Origin of the sequence: Lentzea fradiae (assembly GCF_900100955.1) — a bacterium.
Lineage (GTDB): Bacteria > Actinomycetota > Actinomycetes > Mycobacteriales > Pseudonocardiaceae > Lentzea > Lentzea fradiae.
The window spans coordinates 43,291-63,743 of sequence record NZ_FNCC01000004.1 but is presented as its reverse complement, the minus strand read 5'-3'; the positions used below and the strand labels follow the sequence as shown (position 1 = coordinate 63,743).

General features: G+C 70.3%; 21 protein-coding genes. 11 read left to right on the top strand and 10 right to left on the bottom strand.

What is annotated here, in order from left to right; translation table 11 throughout:
- The first annotated feature begins 44 nt into the window (after positions 1 to 44).
- The gene (locus BLT23_RS10045) at positions 45 to 371 is read left to right on the top strand and encodes a hypothetical protein (protein ID WP_090048024.1); all 327 of its coding nucleotides are present in this window, start codon (positions 45 to 47) and stop codon (positions 369 to 371) included.
- The gene (locus tag BLT23_RS10040) at positions 368 to 1,552 is read left to right on the top strand and encodes a C40 family peptidase (RefSeq protein ID WP_090048023.1); all 1,185 of its coding nucleotides are present in this window, start codon (positions 368 to 370) and stop codon (positions 1,550 to 1,552) included. Before BLT23_RS10045 ends, BLT23_RS10040 begins: the two co-directional genes overlap by 4 nt.
- On the opposite strand, the gene BLT23_RS10035 is transcribed toward BLT23_RS10040, so the two are convergent.
- Positions 1,534 to 1,965 (bottom strand): limonene-1,2-epoxide hydrolase family protein, encoded by a 432-nt coding sequence (locus BLT23_RS10035; protein ID WP_176946675.1) that lies wholly within the window; start codon positions 1,963 to 1,965, stop codon positions 1,534 to 1,536. The genes BLT23_RS10040 and BLT23_RS10035 overlap by 19 nt on opposite strands.
- A gap of 71 nt (positions 1,966 to 2,036) precedes the next feature.
- On the opposite strand from BLT23_RS10035, the gene BLT23_RS10030 reads away from it, so the two are divergent.
- The 3 genes from BLT23_RS10030 to BLT23_RS10020 are packed head-to-tail and all read left to right on the top strand — an operon-like array spanning position 2,037 to position 4,102.
- Complete coding sequence (locus BLT23_RS10030; RefSeq protein WP_245743872.1) at positions 2,037 to 2,390, top strand: hypothetical protein; 354 nt, start codon at positions 2,037 to 2,039, stop codon at positions 2,388 to 2,390.
- Positions 2,387 to 2,824, top strand: coding sequence for a YbaB/EbfC family nucleoid-associated protein (locus tag BLT23_RS10025; protein ID WP_143035883.1), 438 nt, complete (start codon positions 2,387 to 2,389; stop codon positions 2,822 to 2,824). Before BLT23_RS10030 ends, BLT23_RS10025 begins: the two co-directional genes overlap by 4 nt.
- A 54-nt stretch (positions 2,825 to 2,878) precedes the next feature.
- Positions 2,879 to 4,102, top strand: a complete 1,224-nt coding sequence (locus BLT23_RS10020) for a primosomal protein (RefSeq protein WP_090048020.1) — start codon at positions 2,879 to 2,881, stop codon at positions 4,100 to 4,102.
- 78 nt (positions 4,103 to 4,180) lie between these two features.
- Here BLT23_RS10020 and BLT23_RS10015 read toward each other — a convergent pair whose 3' ends face one another.
- Together BLT23_RS10015 and BLT23_RS10010 are read right to left on the bottom strand one after the other, a co-directional pair.
- Positions 4,181 to 4,513 carry a hypothetical protein gene (locus BLT23_RS10015; protein ID WP_090048019.1) on the bottom strand — a complete coding sequence of 111 codons (333 nt, stop codon included), beginning with the start codon at positions 4,511 to 4,513 and terminating at the stop codon, positions 4,181 to 4,183.
- Positions 4,514 to 4,606: 93 nt separating this feature from the next.
- Positions 4,607 to 5,698, bottom strand: coding sequence for an adenosine deaminase (locus BLT23_RS10010; RefSeq protein ID WP_090048018.1), 1,092 nt, complete (start codon positions 5,696 to 5,698; stop codon positions 4,607 to 4,609).
- A 359-nt stretch (positions 5,699 to 6,057) separates the two neighbouring features.
- Between BLT23_RS10010 and BLT23_RS10005 the strand changes: the two genes are divergently transcribed.
- Together BLT23_RS10005 and BLT23_RS10000 are read left to right on the top strand one after the other, a co-directional pair.
- Entirely contained in the window at positions 6,058 to 7,437 is a 1,380-nt protein-coding gene (locus BLT23_RS10005) for a hypothetical protein (RefSeq protein ID WP_342713652.1), read from the top strand.
- A gap of 252 nt (positions 7,438 to 7,689) precedes the next feature.
- Entirely contained in the window at positions 7,690 to 9,177 is a 1,488-nt protein-coding gene (locus tag BLT23_RS10000; RefSeq protein ID WP_245743871.1) for a serine/threonine-protein kinase, read from the top strand.
- A 259-nt stretch (positions 9,178 to 9,436) separates the two neighbouring features.
- Here the strand turns inward: BLT23_RS10000 and BLT23_RS09995 are convergent, their stop codons facing one another.
- From BLT23_RS09995 to BLT23_RS39950, 7 genes are all read right to left on the bottom strand, one after another.
- The gene (locus BLT23_RS09995) at positions 9,437 to 10,723 is read right to left on the bottom strand and encodes a thymidine phosphorylase (protein WP_090048016.1); all 1,287 of its coding nucleotides are present in this window, start codon (positions 10,721 to 10,723) and stop codon (positions 9,437 to 9,439) included.
- Complete coding sequence (locus BLT23_RS09990) at positions 10,720 to 11,109, bottom strand: cytidine deaminase (RefSeq protein ID WP_090048015.1); 390 nt, start codon at positions 11,107 to 11,109, stop codon at positions 10,720 to 10,722. The genes BLT23_RS09995 and BLT23_RS09990 overlap by 4 nt, the downstream gene beginning before the upstream one ends.
- Complete coding sequence (locus BLT23_RS09985) at positions 11,102 to 12,355, bottom strand: ABC transporter permease (protein ID WP_245743870.1); 1,254 nt, start codon at positions 12,353 to 12,355, stop codon at positions 11,102 to 11,104. Before BLT23_RS09985 ends, BLT23_RS09990 begins: the two co-directional genes overlap by 8 nt.
- Positions 12,352 to 13,425, bottom strand: coding sequence for an ABC transporter permease (locus BLT23_RS09980; protein WP_090048014.1), 1,074 nt, complete (start codon positions 13,423 to 13,425; stop codon positions 12,352 to 12,354). Before BLT23_RS09980 ends, BLT23_RS09985 begins: the two co-directional genes overlap by 4 nt.
- Positions 13,425 to 15,005: an ABC transporter ATP-binding protein gene (locus tag BLT23_RS09975; protein ID WP_090048013.1), complete on the bottom strand. Its 1,581-nt coding sequence runs from the start codon at positions 15,003 to 15,005 to the stop codon at positions 13,425 to 13,427. The genes BLT23_RS09980 and BLT23_RS09975 overlap by 1 nt, the downstream gene beginning before the upstream one ends.
- Positions 15,006 to 15,086: 81 nt before the next feature.
- Positions 15,087 to 16,220 carry a BMP family lipoprotein gene (locus BLT23_RS09970; RefSeq protein WP_090048012.1) on the bottom strand — a complete coding sequence of 378 codons (1,134 nt, stop codon included), beginning with the start codon at positions 16,218 to 16,220 and terminating at the stop codon, positions 15,087 to 15,089.
- A 148-nt stretch (positions 16,221 to 16,368) separates the two neighbouring features.
- Positions 16,369 to 16,602 (bottom strand): hypothetical protein, encoded by a 234-nt coding sequence (locus BLT23_RS39950; protein WP_143035882.1) that lies wholly within the window; start codon positions 16,600 to 16,602, stop codon positions 16,369 to 16,371.
- A gap of 353 nt (positions 16,603 to 16,955) precedes the next feature.
- Here BLT23_RS39950 and sdhC point away from each other — a divergent pair, with 353 nt between their 5' ends.
- The 4 genes from sdhC to BLT23_RS09950 are packed head-to-tail and all read left to right on the top strand — an operon-like array spanning position 16,956 to position 20,350.
- Positions 16,956 to 17,381 (top strand): succinate dehydrogenase, cytochrome b556 subunit, encoded by a 426-nt coding sequence (gene sdhC, locus BLT23_RS09965; protein WP_090048011.1) that lies wholly within the window; start codon positions 16,956 to 16,958, stop codon positions 17,379 to 17,381.
- A gap of 2 nt (positions 17,382 to 17,383) precedes the next feature.
- Entirely contained in the window at positions 17,384 to 17,791 is a 408-nt protein-coding gene (locus BLT23_RS09960; protein WP_425434367.1) for a succinate dehydrogenase hydrophobic membrane anchor subunit, read from the top strand.
- A gap of 22 nt (positions 17,792 to 17,813) precedes the next feature.
- Positions 17,814 to 19,568, top strand: a complete 1,755-nt coding sequence (gene sdhA, locus BLT23_RS09955) for a succinate dehydrogenase flavoprotein subunit (protein WP_090048009.1) — start codon at positions 17,814 to 17,816, stop codon at positions 19,566 to 19,568.
- Complete coding sequence (locus BLT23_RS09950; RefSeq protein ID WP_089949242.1) at positions 19,568 to 20,350, top strand: succinate dehydrogenase iron-sulfur subunit; 783 nt, start codon at positions 19,568 to 19,570, stop codon at positions 20,348 to 20,350. The genes sdhA and BLT23_RS09950 overlap by 1 nt, the downstream gene beginning before the upstream one ends.
- The last annotated feature ends 103 nt before the right edge of the window (positions 20,351 to 20,453 follow it).

The following is a 20,453-nucleotide window of genomic DNA, read 5'->3' as shown; positions in this document are numbered from 1 at the left end:
GCAGGATCGGGGAGAAGACGTCACAACTGGGGGAAGAGCTTCGAATGGCGGAACAAGGTCTCAGAGTCGACCTCGACGCACTGACCGGGTACGCGTCCGCGGCGAGCGGCCTGGCGGGCGAGGTGGGCGCGGTCGGCACCGGCGCGTTGAACGGCACCACCTCCCTTCCCGCCGACTGCTTCGGCAAGATCGGTGAGGAGGCCGGTCTCGGCGCCGCGTTCCAGGCCGCCGCACAGGCTCAGCTCGACGCGCTGAAGGCCGCGGCCACCGGGCTCTCCGGGCTCGGCACGGCCGTGGTGAAGGCGCGGGAGGCGTACACCGCCCAGGAGGACGCGCACCGGGCCTCGCTGCGGAAGGCGGCCGACGCATGAGCGTGGAGGGCATGCTCGGCCAGTTCCTGGCTCCCATGAAGGAGAACCTCGCCAAGCTCGACGGCGACACCGGCAGCGCCACGCGGGCAGGTGACGCGTTCGGGCGGGCCCAGACCGCGCTGACGGACCTCGCCTCCCGGCACGGTTCGGCGTCGACCGCCGTGCTGAACACGTGGTCCGGCGACAAGGCCAACGCCTTCACCGGCCGCGTCTCCGCGTTCGCCTCGGCCGCGAACCTGTTGTCCGCCAACGCCTCCACCCTCAAGTCCGTGGCGGCGTCCGGCGTGTCCGCCGTGACGGGCGGGCGCACCGCGATCCAGGGGCTGATCGACGAGTTCGTCGCGAAGGCCACGCCGAAGCTGCAGGCCGCGGTCGCCGCGTCGAAGTTCGCCGGTCCCGGCGCGGTGCTGGACGCGATGGCCGAGCTCGCCGGGATGGCCTCCGGCTACCAGAGCAGGACGTCCGCGGAGCTGCAGAAGGTGCGCGACCAGCTGACCCAGCTCGCCGGGCAGCTCTCCGGGATGCGCACGCCGGACACCGGCGCGCTGGAGAAGCTCGGCGAGCCGCTCGGCGGTGACGAGGGCACCACCATGACGTCGAGCGCCGTCGACACCCCGGCCACCAAGCAGGACCCCGGCCCCAGCACCGGCAGTGGCGGCGGTTCGGGCGGTGGAGGCGGCGGCTCCGGTGGTGGCGGAGGCGGCGGTGGAGGTGGGGGCGGCGGCGGTGGAGGCGGCGGCGGTTCAGGCCCCCGGCTGCCCGTCGCGATTCCACCCCAGCCCGGCGACGGCGTCGGCGTGAACCTGCCCGACGGCAGCAGCGCCGAGGCACCGAACGAGATCGCGGCGATGGCCGTGCGCAACGCGTTGTCCGCGCTGGGCACCCCGTACGTCTGGGGTGGCGCGAACCCGCCCCAGGGCACCGACTGCTCCGGCCTCACGCAGTGGGCGTACGCGGGCGCGGGCTTCGACATCCCGCGCCCCGCCTCCTCGCAGGCGATGGGCGCGTCGGTGCCGGCGGACCAGCTGCTGCCCGGCGACCTGGTGGTGTGGGACGGGCACGTGGCGATGGTCATCGGCAACGGGCAGATGGTCGAGGCGGGCGACCCGGTGCAGGTGCAGCCGATCCGCACCAGCAACTCCGGGATGTCCTTCTACGGCTTCTACCGGCCGACGGGCTGAGCGAGCTTGGCGCGCAGCGCCCGGAACCCGACCTTGACCAACCCCTTCAGGAAGGCGAAGGCGACGTACGCGTGGTCGTAGTGGTCCCGCCACAGCACGACCTCGCCGTCGCGGACGACGAACGTGCCGCACACCCAGAACGACGCCTCGAACCCGCCGCGCCGGACGGTGTCCGTGCGCTGGGTCAGCACGACGTTCCCGTTCGCCGCGATGTGGTGGACGCGGACCTCGACCCCGGTGACCGCCCTGTTCATCAGCGCCAGGTGCCGGGTCGCGGTCTTGCGCCCGCGCGCGGCGGGGAAGGGCACGTTCTGCCACACCACGTCGTTCGCCAGGTGCCGGGCGGTCTCGGTCGCGTCCAGGGTCTCGGTGGCGCGCAGCAGCGCCAGCACGACATCGCTCGGGTTCGTCACCCGGCCAGCTTCCACCAACCCGGTCCCCGCCGGGAACTTGCGGCACACTGTTCGGACCAGGGGGTGATCGGGTGGACGACGAGGTCGAGCGCGCCGCTCGGAAGGTGCGCGAAGTCGAGCAGGCCGTGTCGGAGCACGTGACGCGCAGCGGTCCCGTGACGGGACGGGCGTCCTCGCCGGACGGAGCCGTGACGGTCGTCGCCACGCCCGGCGGCGCGCCCAGTCAGATCACCGTGAGCCCTTCCTCGTTGCGGATGGGCCCGCACGGGCTGGCCGCCGAGATCATGCGCGTCGCGGAGAAGGCCCGGCGCGACGCGAACAGCAGGCTGCACCAGACGCTGTCCCGCGTGGTCGACGCGCGGGAGCTGACGGCGCTGGGCTTCGAGCTCAGCCGCGACGACGACGAGCAGGGGTGGCGGCCGTGAACGAGGACCGCCTGCGGGCCACCGAGCAGCTGCGGCGCGAGCTGAAGACCATCGCCGAGACCGTCGAGCACCCGAACGGGCTGTGCACCGTCACGGCGTCGCCGCGGGGCGAGATCAGGGCACTGCACCTGCACCCCGCCCTGCTCACCCAGGGTGCGCAAGCCGTGGGGCAGGTCGTCACCGAGACCGTGCGGCTCGCGACGGACGCGGCCGTGCAGAGGAGCTTCAACCGGATGGCGCTGGCTCTCGGCGACGGCTTGGCGATCGATGTCGAATCGATCGCGGGCGACTCGCCGTTCCGCGCGACGTGGAACCCCGTCGTGACCGGGGAACCCCCTGCTGAGCAGGCACCGCCGGGGCGCGAGCGGCGGGCGCCGCTGCCGGACGACCTCGACGAGGACGCCTTCTTCGAGAACCGCCTGTGGCTGCGGTGATCAGCACCGTTAGGCTCGCCCACGGCATCAGGCAGGCGTGACCGGGAGGTCGGGATGGCACAGGACATCGTCCCCATCGAGCTGGGGCTGACGCAGGGTGACGTGGTCACGCTGTGGGCACCCCGCTGGCGCGAGAAGGGCGAGGAGTGGGAGGCGTTCCTCGGGGACGAGGAGGACCTGTTCGTCTTCCCCGATGCCGCGCATCTCGCCGCGTTCGTGCGCACCGCCGAAGAGCACGACCTGACCGACCACCCCGCGTGGCCGCTCGTGCCGACGCTGGGCGTCGCGGACCTCTCCCCCGACGACAACCACCAGTTCGACCTCGTCGGCGTGCCCGAGCTGATCGCCGAGGACCCGGACACCTGGACGATCGGCGAGCTCGCCGACGTCATCGCGATCGTGCGCGCCCTCGCGGACGTCTGCGACCTGGAGAAGGTCCACGAGGTGCTCGACGCGGCGGAGGGCTTCTCGCTGCTGCCGCAGGGCACGCTGCCGTTCAGCGGCCGTGACGGCGCCAAGCTGTGGGACGCGATGTCCGAGGTCGTCTCCGAGAAGTGGGACGAGGTGCTCGACGCGATCGACAGCGTCGTGAACACCCCGGAGGTGCCGGAGAAGCAGCTCGCCGTCGCGCAGGAGGAGCTGGCCGCGCTGGAGGCGGAGACCGCCGCCGCGGCCACGGTCGACGACGCCGGCTCCGACGACGAGACCGATGAGGAGAAGGCCGCGCCCACCGGCTTCTGGGCCGAGGCGGGCATCGACCCCATCAAGATCATCACGTCGGCCGGCGAGTTCTACACGCTGCGCTGCTACCTCGGCGACGACCCGGTGTTCCTGGGCCGCCGCGGCAAGATCGAGGCGTTCTCCTCGCCGCGCGCGCTCAGCCGCTTCGTCGCCGAGAACGACGAGCACGACCTGGCCGAGGTCGAGACGTGGAACGACGTCAAGGTCAAGGCCACCGCGGGTGAGCTGGACGTCGACGTGGACGACGAGAACGTCTACGTGCTGACCGGCATCGCCGAGGACATGGCGGACGGCCCCGACGCCCTCGACCCGCAGCAGCTCGACCTCGCCGTCGAGCTGTTCGAGGACGCGGCCGAGTGGGCGGGCGACGAGTCGGTGAAGGAGGCGCTCGCCACCTCCGAGTCGCTGGGCTGGCTCGTGTCGTTCGTCGTCGCGCCGGACCCGACGCGTCTCGCGCCGTCCGCGCCGTACGACGCCGAGGTGGCCGCGTTCCGCACGCTGCAGGCGGCGTTCGAGGACCGGCTCCACAGCAACTGACCGCCCGCCCGCTTGCGGGAAGTAACGCGGGGGCCCCACGTTTCCTCCAGGGAAACGTAGGGCCCCCGCGTTACGCGGCTAACGCAACCGGTAGCTCACCGCGGGGAACGGGAAGTCGGCCTGGTGCAGGCTGCCGAGCACGTAGTGGATGTCGCTCGGACGGCCGGGCAGCCCCTTCACGCAGTCGGCGTTGAAGAAGACCTCCAGGTCGGCGGCCGCGATGTTGACCCCCGACAGCGCGGGTGCCTCCAGGTTCACGCACTCGCCGTGCGCGAGGTCGACCAGGACCTTCTCGCCGGACAGGTTCGCACCGCTGTAGAGCGCGATGCCCTCACCCGCGGCGTTCGCGGGCAGGGCGAACGCCAGCGCGGCGAGGACGGCGAGCCCACCCGCGGTCAGCTCAGAACGCATGTGATCCCTCTTTCAGGCCGTGGCGACGGCACCGCCCACCCTTCCAGGGGAAGCTGTCGGCGAGCTGTCGCGCAGGACCGGAACGAGAACCGGTCACGCGGAGAGCGCCGCGTACCCCGGCTTGATCACCTCGTCGATGATCGCCAGCCGCTCGTCGAACCCGAGGAACGCCGACTTCATCGCGTTGATCGTGAACCACCGCAGGTCCGCCCAGCCGTAGCCGAACGTCTCCGCCAGCGCGGCGAACTCGCTCGACAGCGAGCAGTCGCTCATCAGCCGGTTGTCCGTGTTGACCGTGACGCGGAACCGCAGCTTCGCGAGCAGCCCGATCGGGTGGTCGGCGAGGGTCGGCGCGGCACCCGTCTGCAGGTTCGACGTCGGGCACATCTCCAGCGGGATGCGGCGGTCGCGGACGTACGCGGCCAGGCGGCCCAGCTCGGCCGTGCCGTCGGCCTCGGACACCTTGATGTCGTCGGCGATCCGCACGCCGTGGCCGAGGCGCTCGGCGCCGCAGTGCTGGATGGCCTCCCAGATCGACGGCAGGCCGAACGCCTCACCGGCGTGGATGGTGAAGTGCGCGTTCTGCTGCCGCAGGTACTCGAACGTGTCACGGCCCTTGCTGGGCGGGAAGCCCGCTTCCGGACCGGCGATGTCGAACCCGGCGACACCGAGGTCGCGGTAGCGGACGGCGAGCTCCGCGATGCGCAGCCAGCCCTCGTTCTGGCGCATGGCGCACAGCAGGGTGCCGACGCGGATCCGGTGCCCGGCCGCGGCGGCCCGCCGCTCGCCGAGCCGGAAGCCCTCCTGGACGGCCTCGACGACCTGCTCCAGCGCGAGGCCCTTGGCGGTGTTCAGCTCGGGCGCGTAGCGGATCTCGGCGTAGACGACGCCGTCCGCGGCGAGGTCCTCGACGGCCTCCGCGGCGACGCGCACCAGCGCGGCCTCGTCCTGCATGACCCCGCAGGTGTGCGCGAAACCCTCCAGGTAGCGCACGAGCGAGCCGGAGTTGGCGTTGTCGCGGAACCAGCCGCCGAGGACGCCCGCGTCGGTGGTGGGCAGGCCCTGGTAGCCGGAGGCATCGGCGAGTTCGATCACCGTCTGCGGGCGGAGGCCACCGTCGAGGTGGTCGTGCAGCAGCACCTTCGGCGCGCTGCGGATGGTCTCCAAGGTAAGCGGCGTGGACATTGCTACACGTTACTCCAGCCGACACGCCGCCCCTTGCCACGACGAAACGATCTTGTCAACGCTATGATCAGGAGCGGTCGCACCGTCGTTGCCGATCCGTGATGGGCAACTTTCTGCAACCGCGAGGCGGCTTGAGTCACCCCAAGGTAGGAACATCATCAGTCGCCGCGGGACACTCCCGGCCGACAGCTCGGCGTTCAGCCCAGCGATCTAGCCTGAACGGGTCAGTCCGCCGTCCACGCACGCCTGAAATCTCTCGGGGGCGTTACAGAGCCGCCCCGCGACGCGGATAGGCTCCCGGGGTCTCCCCCTCCCCTGGACGAAGGCGCTCAGCCGTGACAGAGAACAACAACTCCACGATGTCCTTCGATCGGATGCGCAACATGCTCACGCGCGCCGCGGAGATCCGTGAGAGCGAGCAGCAGCAGATCTTCGACGCGCTGGACGAGATCCACGCCCGGATGTCGCCTCTGGAGTCGCTGGGTTCGGTCCGCAAGCGCCTGTCGGAGCTGCCGGACCGCACTGAGGTCAGCGTCCTCGCGGAGCGCCTGGACGAGGCCCTCGCCAAGCTGGAGGCCCAGGACAACGCCGTCGCCGGCATCGGCCGCGCGGTCGACGCGCTGGTCGACAAGCTCGCCAAGCCGTTCGCGCAGCTCGACGGCCGTCTCGACGGCGTCGCCGGCCGCTTCGAGGGTGTCGCGGGCCGCATGGACGGTCTCGAGGACAAGCTCGCGAGCATCCACAAGCGCATCGACGACCTCGACGGCCACCTGGACAAGCAGGACGGCAAGGTCGACGCGATCCCGGGCGCGGTGACCTCCCCGCTGCGCGAGCGCATCGAGGCGCTGGAGGCCGCGCTGCGCGGCCGTCTCGACGAGGTCGACGAGGGCGTGCACGAGCACCTCGACGGCACCCGCGAGGCGCTGCAGAAGATCCTCGCCGACTCGTTCTCCGGCGTCCACGGCCGTGCCGACGAGCAGCGCGACGCCCTCGCCGCCGCCCGTGCCGAGCTGGCCGCCGCCGTCGCCGACAGCCGCGCCGAGCTGGTCTCCGCGGTCACCGACCGGCACAACGAGCTGGCGTCCTCGCTCGCCGAGACCCGCACCGAGCTGTCCGGCGCCGTGGCGGAGACCCGCGGCGTCCTGTCCGGTTCGGTCACCGAGACCCGCGAGGCGCTCACGTCGTCGCTGGCCGAGACCCGCGCCGAGCTGGCGGCGGCCGTCGCGGACAGCCGCGAGACGGTCAACGGCAAGCTGGACGAGGCCCGCACCGCCCTGTACGCGGCGATCGAGCAGACCCGCGACCAGGTCGACGCCGCCGACCGCCTGGAGGCCCTGGCGGGCCGCCTGGAGCACGTCACCTCGAAGCTCGACACGATGACCGACCGCCTCGACAAGGTCGAGGACGACTTCGCGGCCCGCATCTCCGAGCTGGGCGGCACCGTCGACGCGAGCATCTCCAAGGTCGCGGAGACGGTCGGCGCCCGCCCGGACGCCGACGCGCTGCAGTCGTTGGTGCGCAAGTCGAACCAGGAGTCGGAGCTGCGCATCGGCGGTCAGCTGGACGAGGCGATGGCCACGTTCGCGGAGCTGATCCTCGGCGGCGGCTCGCCCACGCCTCCCCCGCCGCCCACCGCGCTGCCGCGCCCGCAGCGCCGCACCCGCAAGAACGGTGGCCCGAAGCCGGCCAACGGCGGCAAGGACATGGACGACGACGACCTGGCGGCCGAGGGCGCCTGATCGCCCTCGTCCGACGGTTCGCACGGCCCCGGAGCTCACCGCTCCGGGGCCGTCGTCGTACCGGGCACTCCAAATGAGACGGACCTCGTGCCCCGTCAGGGCGTTCCCCCACCGCCCCTGTCACCTCGGCCGACGCGCGGATCACCGCTTCCTCGTTGAACCCGCGGCGCTCTCCGCACGTGACCAAAAGGAGAGCGCTCACAGGTCCGTGGGTAGGCTCGGTCACCCTGGGGTGTCCGGAAGGGATGGTCCGTGCAGCAACAGCGAGTCGTCGCCAACCGCTACACACTGCTCGCCGAGCTCGGCCGCGGTGCGATGGGCGTCGTGTGGCGTGCCCAGGACCAGCTGCTCGGCCGCGCGGTGGCGCTGAAGGAGCTGCACCCGCCCCAGGGCGTCGCGCCCGGCGAGGTCGCCGTGATGGAGGAGCGGATGCTCCGCGAGGCGCGCACGGCGGGCAGGCTGAACCACCCCGCCGTCGTGACCGTGCACGACGTCATCCGCGAGAACGGGCGCACCTACCTGGCGATGGAGCTGGTCGACGCGGCCGACCTCGCCACCGTCGTGCAACGGCACGGACCACGCGACTCGGTGTGGATGGCGGGCGTGGCGCTGCAGGTGCTCGGCGCGCTGGACGCGGCGCACTCCGCCGGGATCGTGCACCGGGACGTCAAGCCCAGCAACATCATGGTGCGCCCGGACGGCGCCGTGAAGCTCACCGACTTCGGCATCGCGCAGGCGATGGACGACCCCCGGCTGACCACGAACGGCGGCATCGTCGGCTCGCCCGCGTACATGTCGCCGGACCGGCTGCACGGCTTCGAGGCGTCGCCCGCGTCGGATTTGTGGGCGCTCGGCGTCACGATCGCGCACGCCGTCGAGGGCATCAGCCCGTTCGAGCGCACGTCGACCGCCTCGACGCTGCACGCGATCATGAACGAGCCGCCGCAGCTGCGCCTGGCCTCGCCCGCGCTGGCGCAGGTGATCCACGGCCTGCTGACCGTCGACCCCTCCCGGCGCATGACGGCCGCCCAGGCGCGCAGCCTGCTCGTGCCGATCGTGCAGGGCAGCACCGCGCAGCTGCCGCCCATGCCGCAGCAGTTCGTGCCGCAGCAGCCCAAGAAGAAGAGCCCGGCCCTCAAGGTCGCCGCCGTCGCGCTGGGTGCCGTGCTGCTCGCCGGTGCGGCGTTCGGCGGCTACCTGGCTCTCAACCCCGAGAACACCAGCGCCGCGCCCACGGGTGACGGCACGAAGCAGGGCGACCAGGCCCAGGGCAGCTCGGGTGAGTGGAGCGAGCCCGCGGCGTTGCCGATCGGCGCACCGCTGCCGTCCCGGCGGATCGCGACGTTCGGCCGCGGCGGTGACGTGCCGGAGTGGAACCTGTCCGGAACGCAGTGCGCCAAGGACTTCCTGATCCAGGGCTCCGGGGTGCGGGCCAACGTGCCGTGCGAGGGACCGCACGGCATCCAGCTGTTCTCCGCGGCGACCCCGTTGTGGGACAAGCCGAAGGAGACCCCGTACCCCGGCCTGGTGTGGCTCGCCGACTTCACCAAGAGCTACTGCACGGAGCAGTTCAAGGTCATCGAGCCGAACGCGAAGGACGCCCTCGGCTTCACCGGCCTCATCCCCACCCAGCAGGAGTGGGACGCGTGGAACGACGCCGCCGCACCCGGTCGCCAGGAGATCCTGTGCGTGCTGTGGAAGGCGGACCGCTCCCCGCTCGCGGGTTCGCTGGTCGGCTGAGCCCGCGGCGCGGCCTTCACGGCCGAGCCGCCGTCCCCCAGCACGCCTCCCCAACTACTGCCCGCAACCTCCCACCCCACCCACCACTCTCGTCCGTGTTTCCCGTCGGGTACGCGGGGGCCCTACGTTCCCTCCACGAGTACGCGGGGCCCCCGCGTACTAAAGCCACGTGACGCTGGGGAGGCGGGGAGCGCTGGAGGGGTGACACACGGGTGGGTGTGTGGCGGGAGAAGGCGGGGCAGGACCTACGGCGCGGTGTTCAGCCGCGGATCGTGTCGATCACCAGCGGCGACCGTTCCGGGGCGGTGTCGGTGACCGAGTAGGCACCGTCCAGCGCCTGCAAAGCGCCGTCGACCGCGTCCGGGGTGTCGGTGTAGAGCTCCAGCAACGGCTGCCCGGCCTCCACCGCGTCACCCGGCTTGGCCAGGCACAGCACGCCGGCCCCCGCCTGCACCGGGTCCTCCTTGCGGGCCCTGCCCGCACCGAGCCGCCACGCCGCCACACCGACGCCGTAGGCGTCCAAAGTGGACAGAATGCCGGAGGCGGGTGCCTCGACCACGTGCCGGTGCTTCCCCACGGGGAGCGGGGCTTCCGGGTCGCCGCCCTGGGCGCTGATCATCCGCGCCCACACCTCGTACGCCTCACCGGAGGCCAGCACGGCGGCCGGGTCGGCGTCGATCCCGGCCAGCGCCAGCATCTCCGACGCCAGCGCCACGGTCAGCTCCACGACGTCGGCAGGACCGCCGCCGCGCAGCACGTCGACGGACTCGGCCACTTCGACCGCGTTGCCGACCGCACGGCCCAGCGGCACCGACATGTCCGTCAGCAGCGCCGAGATCCGCACGCCGTGCTCGACCCCGATGCCCACCAGCGCCTCGGCGAGAGCACGTGCCGAGGACAGGTCCTTCATGAACGCGCCGGAGCCGACCTTCACGTCGAGCACCAGTGACTCGGCGCCCTCCGCGATCTTCTTCGACATGATCGACGACGCGATCAGCGGGATGGCCTCGACCGTCCCCGTCACGTCGCGCAACGCGTAGAGCTTGCGGTCGGCGGGAGCGAGTCCTTCCGTGGCGGCACACACCACGGCACCGACGCCGGACAGCTGCGCCATGATCTCCGAAGTGGACAGTGCGGCCCGCCACCCCGGGATCGACTCCAGCTTGTCGAGCGTTCCGCCGGTGTGGCCGAGGCCGCGGCCGGACAGCTGCGGCACGGCGGCACCGCACGCGGCGACCAGGGGCGCCAGCGGCAAGGTGATCTTGTCGCCGACGCCGCCGGTCGAGTGCTTGTCCACGGTCGGGCGGTCGACGTGCAGCGACAGCCGCTCGCCCGAGGAGATCATCGCCTGCGTCCACCGCGCGGTCTCGGCGGAGGACATGCCGTTGAAGAAGATCGCCATCGCCAGCGCGGACATCTGCTCGTCCGCGACGGCACCGCGCGTGTACGCGTCGACGACCCAGTCGATCTGCTCGTCGGACAGCGTCAGCCCGTCGCGCTTGGCGCGGATGACGTCCACCGCCGAAAAACTCGCGGAAAAGCTCATGGCAGGTCCTCCGGTCCGAACGCGTCCGGCAGCACCGCCGTCATCGGCAGCACGCCGGACGGCGTGTCCACCAGGCAGTCCCGCCCGCCCAGCTCGTAGAGGACCTGGCGGCACCGCCCGCACGGCATCAGCAGCTCACCGGCACCGGACCGGCACGCCACCGCGACGAACCGGCCGCCACCCGTGAGCTGCAACTGGCCCGCCATCGCGCACTCCGCGCACAGGCCGACGCCGTACGAGGCGTTCTCGATGTTGCACCCGGTCACGATGCGGCCGTCGTCGCACAACGCCGCTGCTCCGACCTGCAACCCCGAGTACGGGCAGTAGGCGAACGACGCCGCCTCCACCGCCCGCGCCCGGAGCAGGTCCCAGTCGACCTCAGCCACGGCGGTACACCACACCGTCGGCGGCGGGCATCCGCAACCGTTGCGATGCGACGGCCAGCACGGCCAGCGTCACCATGTGCGGCGCGTACGAGACGAACTCGCCGGGGATCTCGTCGAGGGTGATGTACAGCAGGTACATCAGCACGGCGACGACGATCGCGGCCGCGGCGGAGAACCACTTGCGGCGGTACAGCTGCCACACCACGATCACGCCGAGCAGGATCACCACGCCGTAGACGAGACCCAGCACGACCTCGCCGCCCGACCGCAGCTGCAGGCCGTCTGCGTAGCCGAACAGCGCCGCGCCACCGAGCAGGCCACCGGGCCGCCAGTTGCCGAAGATCATCGCCGCGAGGCCGATGTAGCCGCGGCCACCGGTCTGACCCTCCAGGTAGGACAGCTGGCCGGGGTTCAGCACCAGCGCGGCGCCACCCAGACCGGCGAGGCCACCGGAGACGATCACGGCGACGTACTTGTGGAGGTACACCTTGACGCCCAGCGAGTCCGCCGCGTGCGGGTTCTCGCCGACCGACCGCAGGCGCAGGCCGAACCGCGTGCGCCACAACAGGAAGTACGACAGCGGCAGCAGCAGGATCGCGATCATCGTCAGCGGCGAGACGCCCGTGACGAGACCGCCCAGGATGCCCGCGACGTCGGAGATGATGACGCGCTGCTCGTTCTCCAGCTCGCGCAGCCAGTCGCTGAGACCCGCCGCCGAGAACGTGTCGAACGGCTGCACCGGCGGCGACTGCCGCGGGTTGTTCGACAGCGGCTGGAAGAGCAGCGTCGACAGGTACTTCGTGAGACCGGCGCCGAGCAGGTTGATCGCCACACCGGAGACGATGTGGTTGACGCCGAACGTGACGGTGGCGATGGCGTGCAGCAGACCGCCGAGCGAGCCGAACACGACGGCGGCGACGAGCGCCGCCCACGGGCCCCACTGGTACCCGGCCCACGCCGCGCCCCAGGTGCCCATGATCATCATGCCTTCGAGGCCGATGTTGACCACGCCCGCGCGTTCCGCCCACAGACCGCCGAGACCGGCGAGCAGGATCGGCAGCGCGAGCCGCACCGCCGTCTGCGTCGTGCCCGACGACGTCATCTGCGGGAAGCCGGTGAGGTACGAGGTCGTCGACAGCAGCAGGACCGCGCCGGCGACGCTGATCATGCCGACGGCCCAGCCCGGCACCCTGCGCTTGCGGGGCGCCGCCGGGACGTGGGGCTTCTCCTCCAACGTCGAGATCACGCGGCACCTCCGACGGTTCCGAGCTCACGGCCGACGCGGCGCTGTTCGGCGGCGAGCTCGAAGCGGCGCACCACCTCGTACGCGACGACGACCGACAGGACGATCGAGCCCTGCATGATGGTGACGATCTCCCTGGGCACACCGACGTTGTCGAGCGCGAGGCCCGACTTGTCGAGGAACGCCCACAGCAGCGCGCCGAACGCGATGCCGCCGGGGTGGTTGCGGCCGAGCAGCGCGATGGCGATGCCCGAGAAGCCGATGCCCGCGGTGAAGTTCAGGCTGAACGTGTGGTCGCGGCCGAGCAGCTCCGGCAGCGAGATGAGACCCGCGATGGCGCCCGAGATCAGCATCGAGAACAGCACCATCTTCTTGGCGTTGACGCCACCGGCGGAGGCCGCGGTGGACGACTCGCCGGACGCGCGCAGCTCGAAGCCGAACCGGGTGCGGTTCATCATGACCCAGTAGCCGACGCCGAGGGCGACCGCCACGAAGATGAAGCCGAACATCGTGCCGCCGCCACCGAAGGAGATGCCGGGCATCCAGCCGCTCTCCGGGATCTCCGGCGTGCGGATGTTGTTGCCCCGCAGCTCACCGAAGACGTCGCGGCGGATCAGGTAGGCGGACAGGCCGATGGCCAGGCCGTTCATCATGATCGTCGAGATGACCTCGTTGACGCCGCGCGTCACCTTGAGGATGGCGGGGATCGCGGCCCAGGCGGCACCGGCGAGCGCCGCCACGATGATGATCACCAGCGTGTGGATGCCGGTGGGCAGCGCGATCGAGCCGCCGACGACCGCGGCGATGACGGCCGCGACCCGGTACTGGCCCTCGACACCGATGTTGAACAGGTTCATCTGGAACCCGATCGCCACCGCGAGCGCCGCGATGTAGTAGATGCCCGTCGAGTTGATGATGTCGACGAACGTCGAGCCCTTGCCGACGTGCGTGACCATCGCGGCGAACGCGCTGAACGGGTTCGCACCGGAGATGACGAGCGCCACGCCGCACAACAGCATCGAGAAGACGATCGCCAACGCGGGCGGCAGGAGTTTGCCGCGCAGGTGTCCCATCAGTTCTCGCCTTCCTCAACCGTCGCGGTCTCGTGCACCGCGGCGCTCGTGCTGCCCGCACCCGTCATCGCGCTGCCGAGGTCCTCGGGCGTGACGGTGCTCGGGTCGGCGTCGGCCACCAGGCGGCCGCGCAGCATGACCTTGATCGTGTCCGACAGGCCGATCAGCTCGTCCAGGTCGGCGGAGATCAGCAGGACGGCGAGACCGGCGGCGCGGGCGCGCTTGATCTCGTCCCAGATCAGCGCCTGCGCGCCCACGTCCACACCGCGGGTGGGGTGCGAGGCGATCAGCAGCACCGGGTCGCCGGACAGCTCGCGGCCGACGACCAGCTTCTGCTGGTTGCCGCCGGACAGCGCGGCGGCGGGCACGTCGATGCCGGGCGTGCGGACGTCGAAGTCCGCGACGATCCGCTCGGTGTCCTTCTTCGCGCCGTCGATGTCGAGCCAGACGCCCTTGGACGTCGGCTTGCGGGTCTGGTAGCCGAGGATCCGGTTGTACCAGAGGGGTTGCGTGAGGAGCAGACCGTGGCGGTGGCGGTCCTCGGGCACGTAGCCGATGCCGGCCTCGCGCCGGGCGAGCGTGCCCAGCTTGCTGAGGTCCTTGTCCAGCAACGTGATCGTGCCGCCGCCCGCCTTGCGCATGCCCATGACGGCCTCGACCAGCTCGGTCTGGCCGTTGCCCTCGACACCGGCGATGCCGACGACCTCGCCGGAGCGGACCACGAGGTCGATGTCGTCGAGGATCGGCCGGGTGCCGTCGGGGGCGAGCAGCCGCAGGCCCTTGACGTCGAGCACCACCTTGTCGGTGACGGTGGACTCGCGCGTCTCCGGGCTGGGCAGCTCGCTGCCGACCATCATCTCGGCGAGCTGCCGGGAGCTGACGGTCTTCGGGTCGGCGCTGCCCACGGTCGTGCCGCGGCGGATCACCGTGACGGAGTCCGCGATGGCGCGGACCTCGTCGAGCTTGTGCGAGATGAACAGGAACGTGTAGCCCTGCGCCTGCATGCCGCGGACTGTCTCGAAGAGCTCGTCGACCTCCTGCGGCACGAGCACGGCGGTGGGCTCGTCCAGGATGATCACCTTGGCGCCGCGGTAGAGCACCTTGAGGATCTCCACGCGCTGGCGGTCGGCGACGCCGAGCTGCTCGACCAGCACGCCGGGGTCGACGTTGAGGCCGGTCCTGCCGGACAGCTCGATGATGCGCGCTCGGGCCTTCTTCCCGATGCCGTGCAGAGCCTCCGCGCCCAGGACCACGTTCTCCTGGACGGTCAGGTTGTCGGCGAGCATGAAGTGCTGGTGCACCATGCCGATCCCGGCCTTGATGGCGTCGGACGGCGTGCGGAACCGCACCTGCTCGCCGTCCACCTCGATGGTGCCCTCGTCCGGCGGCTGCATGCCGTAGAGGATCTTCATCAGGGTGGACTTGCCCGCGCCGTTCTCGCCGCAGAGGGCGTGGACCTCGCCGCGGCGCACGGTCAGGTGGACGTCGCTGTTGGCGACCACACCGGGGAATCGCTTGGTGATGCCTGTGAGCACCACCGCGGGGTGTTCGTCCGTCCCGACGGACGTGGAACTGCTCATCGTCGAGTTGCTCCTCCTACCACGCACCAGGCCCTGTGAGGGCGAAAACCTCACAGGGCCCGGTGGGGTTGTGGCTCCGGACTACGGGGTGTCCTTGACCGAGATCTTGCCCTCGATGATCTGGGCCTTGTAGCCCTCGAGGATCTCCTGCAGCTTGGCGTCGATCTTGCCACCCGACGTGGCGTAGCCGACGCCGTCCGACTTCAGGTCGAAGACCTTCGGCAGCGACGAGAGGTCGTTCTTCGCGACCGCGGCCACGAAGTCGTAGACCGCGACGTCGACGCGCTTGAGCATGGACGACACGATGACGTCCTTGGTGTCGGCGACGGTCGCCTGGTTGTACTGGTCGGCGTCGACGCCGATGGCGAGCACGTTGCCCTGCTTCGCGGCGGAGAAGACGCCCTTGCCGGACGCGCCGGCGGCCTGGTAGATCACGTCGGCACCGGCGTCGATCTGGCCCTTCGCGGCCTCCTGGCCCTTCGGGGCGTCCTGGAAGCCGGAGAAGTCACCCGCGGGCGTGATGTACTTCGACTCGACCTTGATGTTCGGCGCGGCGGCCTTGGCGCCCTGCGCGTAGCCCGCCTCGAACTTCTGGATCAGCGGGATCTCGACGCCGCCGACGAAGCCCACGTGGCACTTCTTGCTCTGGTACGCGGCGATGACGCCCGCCAGGAAGGAACCCTCGTGCTCGGCGAAGAGCAGCGGCGTGACGTTGGTCGCGCCCTCGACGGTGCCGTCGACCAGGGCGAACTTCACGTCCGGGAACTCCGGCGCGACGACCTTCAGCGACTCGGCGTAGGCGAAGCCGACACCGATGATCGGGTTGAAGCCCTCACCGGCCAGCTGGCGCAGACGGGTCTGCTTGGCCGACTCGTCCTCGTTCGGGGCGGCGGAGAGCTCGCGCGTGTTCTCCTTCTTCACGCCCATGTCCGCGATGGCCTTGTCCAGACCGGCGGCGGCGGAGTCGTTGAACGACGCGTCGCCACGGCCACCGATGTCGTAGGCCAGACCGATCTTCAGCGCGCTCGCGTCGACCTTGTCGCCGTTGGCGGCGCTGGTGCTCGAGGTGGCGGACGCGGTGGGAGGCGTGGCGTACTCGCACGCGGCACCTGAGCCGGTGTTCGAGTTGTTGCCACTGCCACCCGTGTCCTTCGCGCAGGCGGCCATAGTCATCACGCTGGTCAACGCGATCGCGGCGACCGCGACACCACGCATACGACGACGCACGGCTCGTCTCCTCCCTGAGTTCCTCCCCAACGGTCAAGTTGGGTTCTAGACGGCGCACCGTACCTCTTGGTAACCAACCTCGTTGCGGCCAGCACCTACATAGACCCCTATCGGTTACGCATTCGACGCATAGTCCTCACCTGAGGTGATCACTCGTGTTCGGCGCGTGGCGAAACGTCCCCGGTGGCCGCTTCTCCGGGCCGATCGTCGTCCATTCGGCCCAGTTCCGCGCGCCAAACTGCCGCTCCGGCGCCGACGACGACAGCAGCCCCCTTCCCTCCGGGCCCGCGATCACGACCGGCACCACCACCGGAATGTCGTTGTCCCGCCTGCGGTTCGCACATCGGCGAAACATCACCGAAACCGGCACGGAAGATTTTCTCGGAACGGCTGAACCGGCGGCGGAGCCGGAGTCGTGTGAGGGGCGGCAAGTGCCCTTGCCGAAGACGGCGGCCCGGACCCTGGCGGAGGTTCCGGGCCGCCGTCCTTTTCCGATACTTCACAGATCCGTATTTCGCCGCGATATCGGACGATTCGGAATTGTGTCCCACGACGCATTTCCGAATCGATCAAGGCCAGTTGGTGGATCGACACCGTGTCTCATCGATCACAGAGCGGGTGCGCCTGCTGGGTCGCGTCCGACGTGCGGGACTAGCATTTCCCGGTCATGGTCGGAACGACACGTCCACCGACCACCACCACTGACGTTGGAGGCCGCGGCGCATGACCAGCGCAGGCGCACCCGAGCGGTCGGGCACCACCACCCGAGGGGGTGGGACGCTCTACCGCGGAGATCTGGGCATGTGGTCCTGGGTCGCCCACCGGATCACCGGTGTCCTCACGTTCTTCTTCCTCTTCACCCACGTGCTCGACACCGCGCTCGTGCGGGTGTCCCCGAACGCGTACGACGCGGTGATCGAGACCTACAAGAACCCGATCGTGAACCTCTTCGAGGTCGGCCTGGTCGGCGCGGTGCTCTACCACGCGCTGAACGGCATCCGGGTCATGCTCGTCGACTTCTGGGAGAAGGGCGCGAAGTACCAGCGGCCCATGCTCTGGACCGTGCTCGCGGTGTGGGTCCTCGTGATGATCCCCGGCTTCTACTTCATGATGGAGCGGACGATCTCCGACCTGGTTGGGGGTCAGTGACCATGTCTCTCGCACTCGACAAGCCCCGCTCGCCCCGCCGCCCCGCGGCCCGGCGCGGCAACGGCGAGCTGTACAGCTGGCTCTTCATGCGCCTGTCCGGCCTGCTGCTCGTGGTCCTCGTCCTGGGCCACCTGTTCATCATGAACATCCTCGACGGCGGCGTCCACAAGATCAACTTCGCCTTCGTCGCCGGTCGCTGGTCGTCTCCGTTCTGGCAGTTCTGGGACCTCGCGATGCTGTGGCTCGCGCAGCTGCACGGCGGCAACGGCGTGCGGACGGTCATCAACGACTACGCCCGCAAGGACTCCACCCGGTTCTGGTTGAAGATGCTGCTCTACGTGTCGATCGTGCTGATCGTGTCGCTCGGCACGTTCGTGATCTTCACCTTCGACCCGAACATCTCGAACTGACCCGCGCGGGGAGCCCACCACAATGCAGTTCCACAAGTACGACGTAGTCATCATCGGCGCTGGTGGTGCCGGAATGCGCGCGGCGATCGAGTCAGGCCAGCGCGCCCGCACCGCGGTGCTCACCAAGCTCTACCCCACGCGTTCGCACACCGGCGCGGCCCAGGGCGGCATGTGCGCCGCGCTGGCCAACGTCGAGGAGGACAACTGGGAGTGGCACACCTTCGACACGATCAAGGGCGGCGACTACCTGGTCGACCAGGACGCCGCCGAGATCATGGCGAAGGAGGCCATCGACGCGGTCCTCGACCTCGAGAAGATGGGCCTGCCGTTCAACCGCACGCCCGAGGGCAAGATCGACCAGCGCCGGTTCGGCGGCCACACGCGCAACCACGGTGAAGCCGCCGTGCGCCGCGCCTGCTACGCCGCGGACCGCACCGGTCACATGATCCTGCAGACGCTGTACCAGAACTGCGTCAAGCACGGCATCGAGTTCTTCAACGAGTTCTACGTGCTCGACATCTGCCTGACCGAGACGGAGAACGGCCCGGTCTGCACCGGCGCCGTCGCCTACGAGCTCGCCACCGGCGAGATCCACGTCTTCCAGGCCAAGTCCGTCGTGTTCGCCACCGGTGGTTTCGGCAAGGTCTTCAAGACCACGTCGAACGCCCACACGCTGACCGGCGACGGCATGGGCATCGTCTTCCGCAAGGGCCTGCCCCTGGAGGACATGGAGTTCTACCAGTTCCACCCGACCGGTCTGGCCGGTCTCGGCATCCTGCTGACCGAGGGTGCGCGAGGCGAGGGCGCGATCCTGCGCAACGCCTCGGGCGAGCGGTTCATGGAGCGCTACGCCCCCACCATCAAGGACCTCGCGCCGCGCGACATCGTCGCCCGCTCGATGGCACTGGAGGTGCTGGAGGGCCGCGGCGCCGGGCCGAACAAGGACTACGTGCTGCTCGACTGCACCCACCTCGGCGCCGAGGTGCTGGAGTCGAAGCTGCCGGACATCACCGAGTTCGCCCGCACCTACCTCGCGGTCGACCCGGTGCACGAGCCCGTCCCGGTCTACCCGACCGCGCACTACGCGATGGGCGGCATCCCGACCAACGTCCACGGCGAGGTGCTGCGGGACAACGACAACGTCGTCCCCGGCCTCTACGCCGCCGGCGAGTGCGCCTGCGTCTCCGTGCACGGCGCGAACCGCCTGGGCACGAACTCGCTGCTGGACATCAACGTCTTCGGCCGCCGCGCCGGCATCGCCGCCGCGGAGTACGCGCTCTCGCGCGACGAGCACGTCGAGCTGCCGGAGAACCCGGCCGCCGCCGTCGAGGCCCAGGTCGCGCTGGCGCTGTCCGAGCACGGCCAGGAGCGCGTCGCGGACATCCGCACCGAGCTGCAGGCCACGATGGACGCCAACGCGTCCGTCTACCGCACCGAGGACACGCTCAAGCAGGCCCTGCACGACGTGCAGGCGCTCAAGGAGCGCTACGCCCACATCTCCGTGCAGGACAAGGGCAAGCGCTTCAACACCGATCTGCTGGAGGCCGTCGAGCTCGGCTTCCTGCTGGAGCTCGCCGAGGTCCTCGTCGTCGGCGCCCTCGCGCGCAAGGAGTCCCGCGGCGGTCACGCCCGCGAGGACTACCCGAACCGCGACGACACGAACTTCATGCGGCACAGCATGTTCTACAAGCAGGGCGAGGGTCTGGCGGCGGACATCCGCCTCGACTACAAGCCCGTCACCTTTACCCGGTACAAGCCGATGGAGCGCAAGTACTGATGACCGCCACCGCTGAAACCACTGCTGGCTCGCGCGGCTCCCAGCCGCCGGTTCCGGACGGCGCTGTCACGGTCACCGTCAAGATCCGCCGGTTCAACCCGGAGTTCGACGACGAGCCGCGCTGGGACTCGTTCGACATCCCGGCCCTGCCGTCCGACCGCGTGCTGAACCTCCTCCACTACATCAAGTGGTACGTGGACGGCACGCTGACGTTCCGCCGCTCCTGCGCCCACGGCATCTGCGGGTCCGACGCCATGCGCATCAACGGCGTCAACCGCCTCGCCTGCAAGGTCCTGCTGAAGGACCTGCTGCAGAAGGGCGACAAGCAGACCACGATCACCATCGAGCCCATCAAGGGCCTGCCGGTGAACAAGGACCTGCTCGTCGACATGGAGCCCTTCTTCGAGGCGTTCCGCGCCGTCAAGCCGTACCTCGTGACCTACGGCAACGAGCCGACGCGCGAGCGCATCCAGTCCGTCGCCGACCGCGAGCGGTTCGACGACACGACGAAGTGCATCCTGTGCGCCTGCTGCACCACCTCCTGCCCGGTCTACTGGACCGAGGGCTCGTACTTCGGCCCGGCGGCGATCGTGAACGCGCACCGGTTCATCTTCGACTCGCGCGACGAGGGCGCCGAGGAGCGGCTCGACATCCTCAACGACATCGACGGCGTGTGGCGCTGCCGCACGACGTTCAACTGCACGGACGCCTGCCCGCGTGGCATCCAGGTCACCAAGGCGATCCAGGAAGTGAAGCGCGCGCTGCTGTTCAAGCGCGTCTGAGGTTTCCGCACGGCCGAGGCGCCGCGTTCCCTCCGGGGGCGCGGCGCTTCGCCGTTCCCGGGCGGGGACAGCGGTTCACCGACACTCCGGTGTGGACGCCCCC

Bases quoted from the DNA above. Each gene is read 5' to 3' on its own strand.
- BLT23_RS09950 (WP_089949242.1), top strand. From the start codon at position 19,568: ATGACCGCCACCGCTGAAACCACTGCTGGCTCGCGCGGCTCCCAGCCG.
- BLT23_RS09980 (WP_090048014.1), bottom strand. From the start codon at position 13,425: ATGGGACACCTGCGCGGCAAACTCCTGCCGCCCGCGTTGGCGATCGTC.
- BLT23_RS09995 (WP_090048016.1), bottom strand. From the start codon at position 10,723: ATGAGCTTTTCCGCGAGTTTTTCGGCGGTGGACGTCATCCGCGCCAAG.
- BLT23_RS10010 (WP_090048018.1), bottom strand. From the start codon at position 5,698: ATGTCCACGCCGCTTACCTTGGAGACCATCCGCAGCGCGCCGAAGGTG.
- BLT23_RS10015 (WP_090048019.1), bottom strand. From the start codon at position 4,513: ATGCGTTCTGAGCTGACCGCGGGTGGGCTCGCCGTCCTCGCCGCGCTG.
- BLT23_RS09970 (WP_090048012.1), bottom strand. From the start codon at position 16,220: ATGCGTGGTGTCGCGGTCGCCGCGATCGCGTTGACCAGCGTGATGACT.
- sdhA (WP_090048009.1), top strand. From the start codon at position 17,814: ATGCAGTTCCACAAGTACGACGTAGTCATCATCGGCGCTGGTGGTGCC.
- BLT23_RS09960 (WP_425434367.1), top strand. From the start codon at position 17,384: ATGTCTCTCGCACTCGACAAGCCCCGCTCGCCCCGCCGCCCCGCGGCC.
- BLT23_RS10045 (WP_090048024.1), top strand. From the start codon at position 45: ATGGCGGAACAAGGTCTCAGAGTCGACCTCGACGCACTGACCGGGTAC.
- BLT23_RS10040 (WP_090048023.1), top strand. From the start codon at position 368: ATGAGCGTGGAGGGCATGCTCGGCCAGTTCCTGGCTCCCATGAAGGAG.
- BLT23_RS10005 (WP_342713652.1), top strand. From the start codon at position 6,058: ATGTCCTTCGATCGGATGCGCAACATGCTCACGCGCGCCGCGGAGATC.
- BLT23_RS09975 (WP_090048013.1), bottom strand. From the start codon at position 15,005: ATGAGCAGTTCCACGTCCGTCGGGACGGACGAACACCCCGCGGTGGTG.
- BLT23_RS10020 (WP_090048020.1), top strand. From the start codon at position 2,879: ATGGCACAGGACATCGTCCCCATCGAGCTGGGGCTGACGCAGGGTGAC.
- sdhC (WP_090048011.1), top strand. From the start codon at position 16,956: ATGACCAGCGCAGGCGCACCCGAGCGGTCGGGCACCACCACCCGAGGG.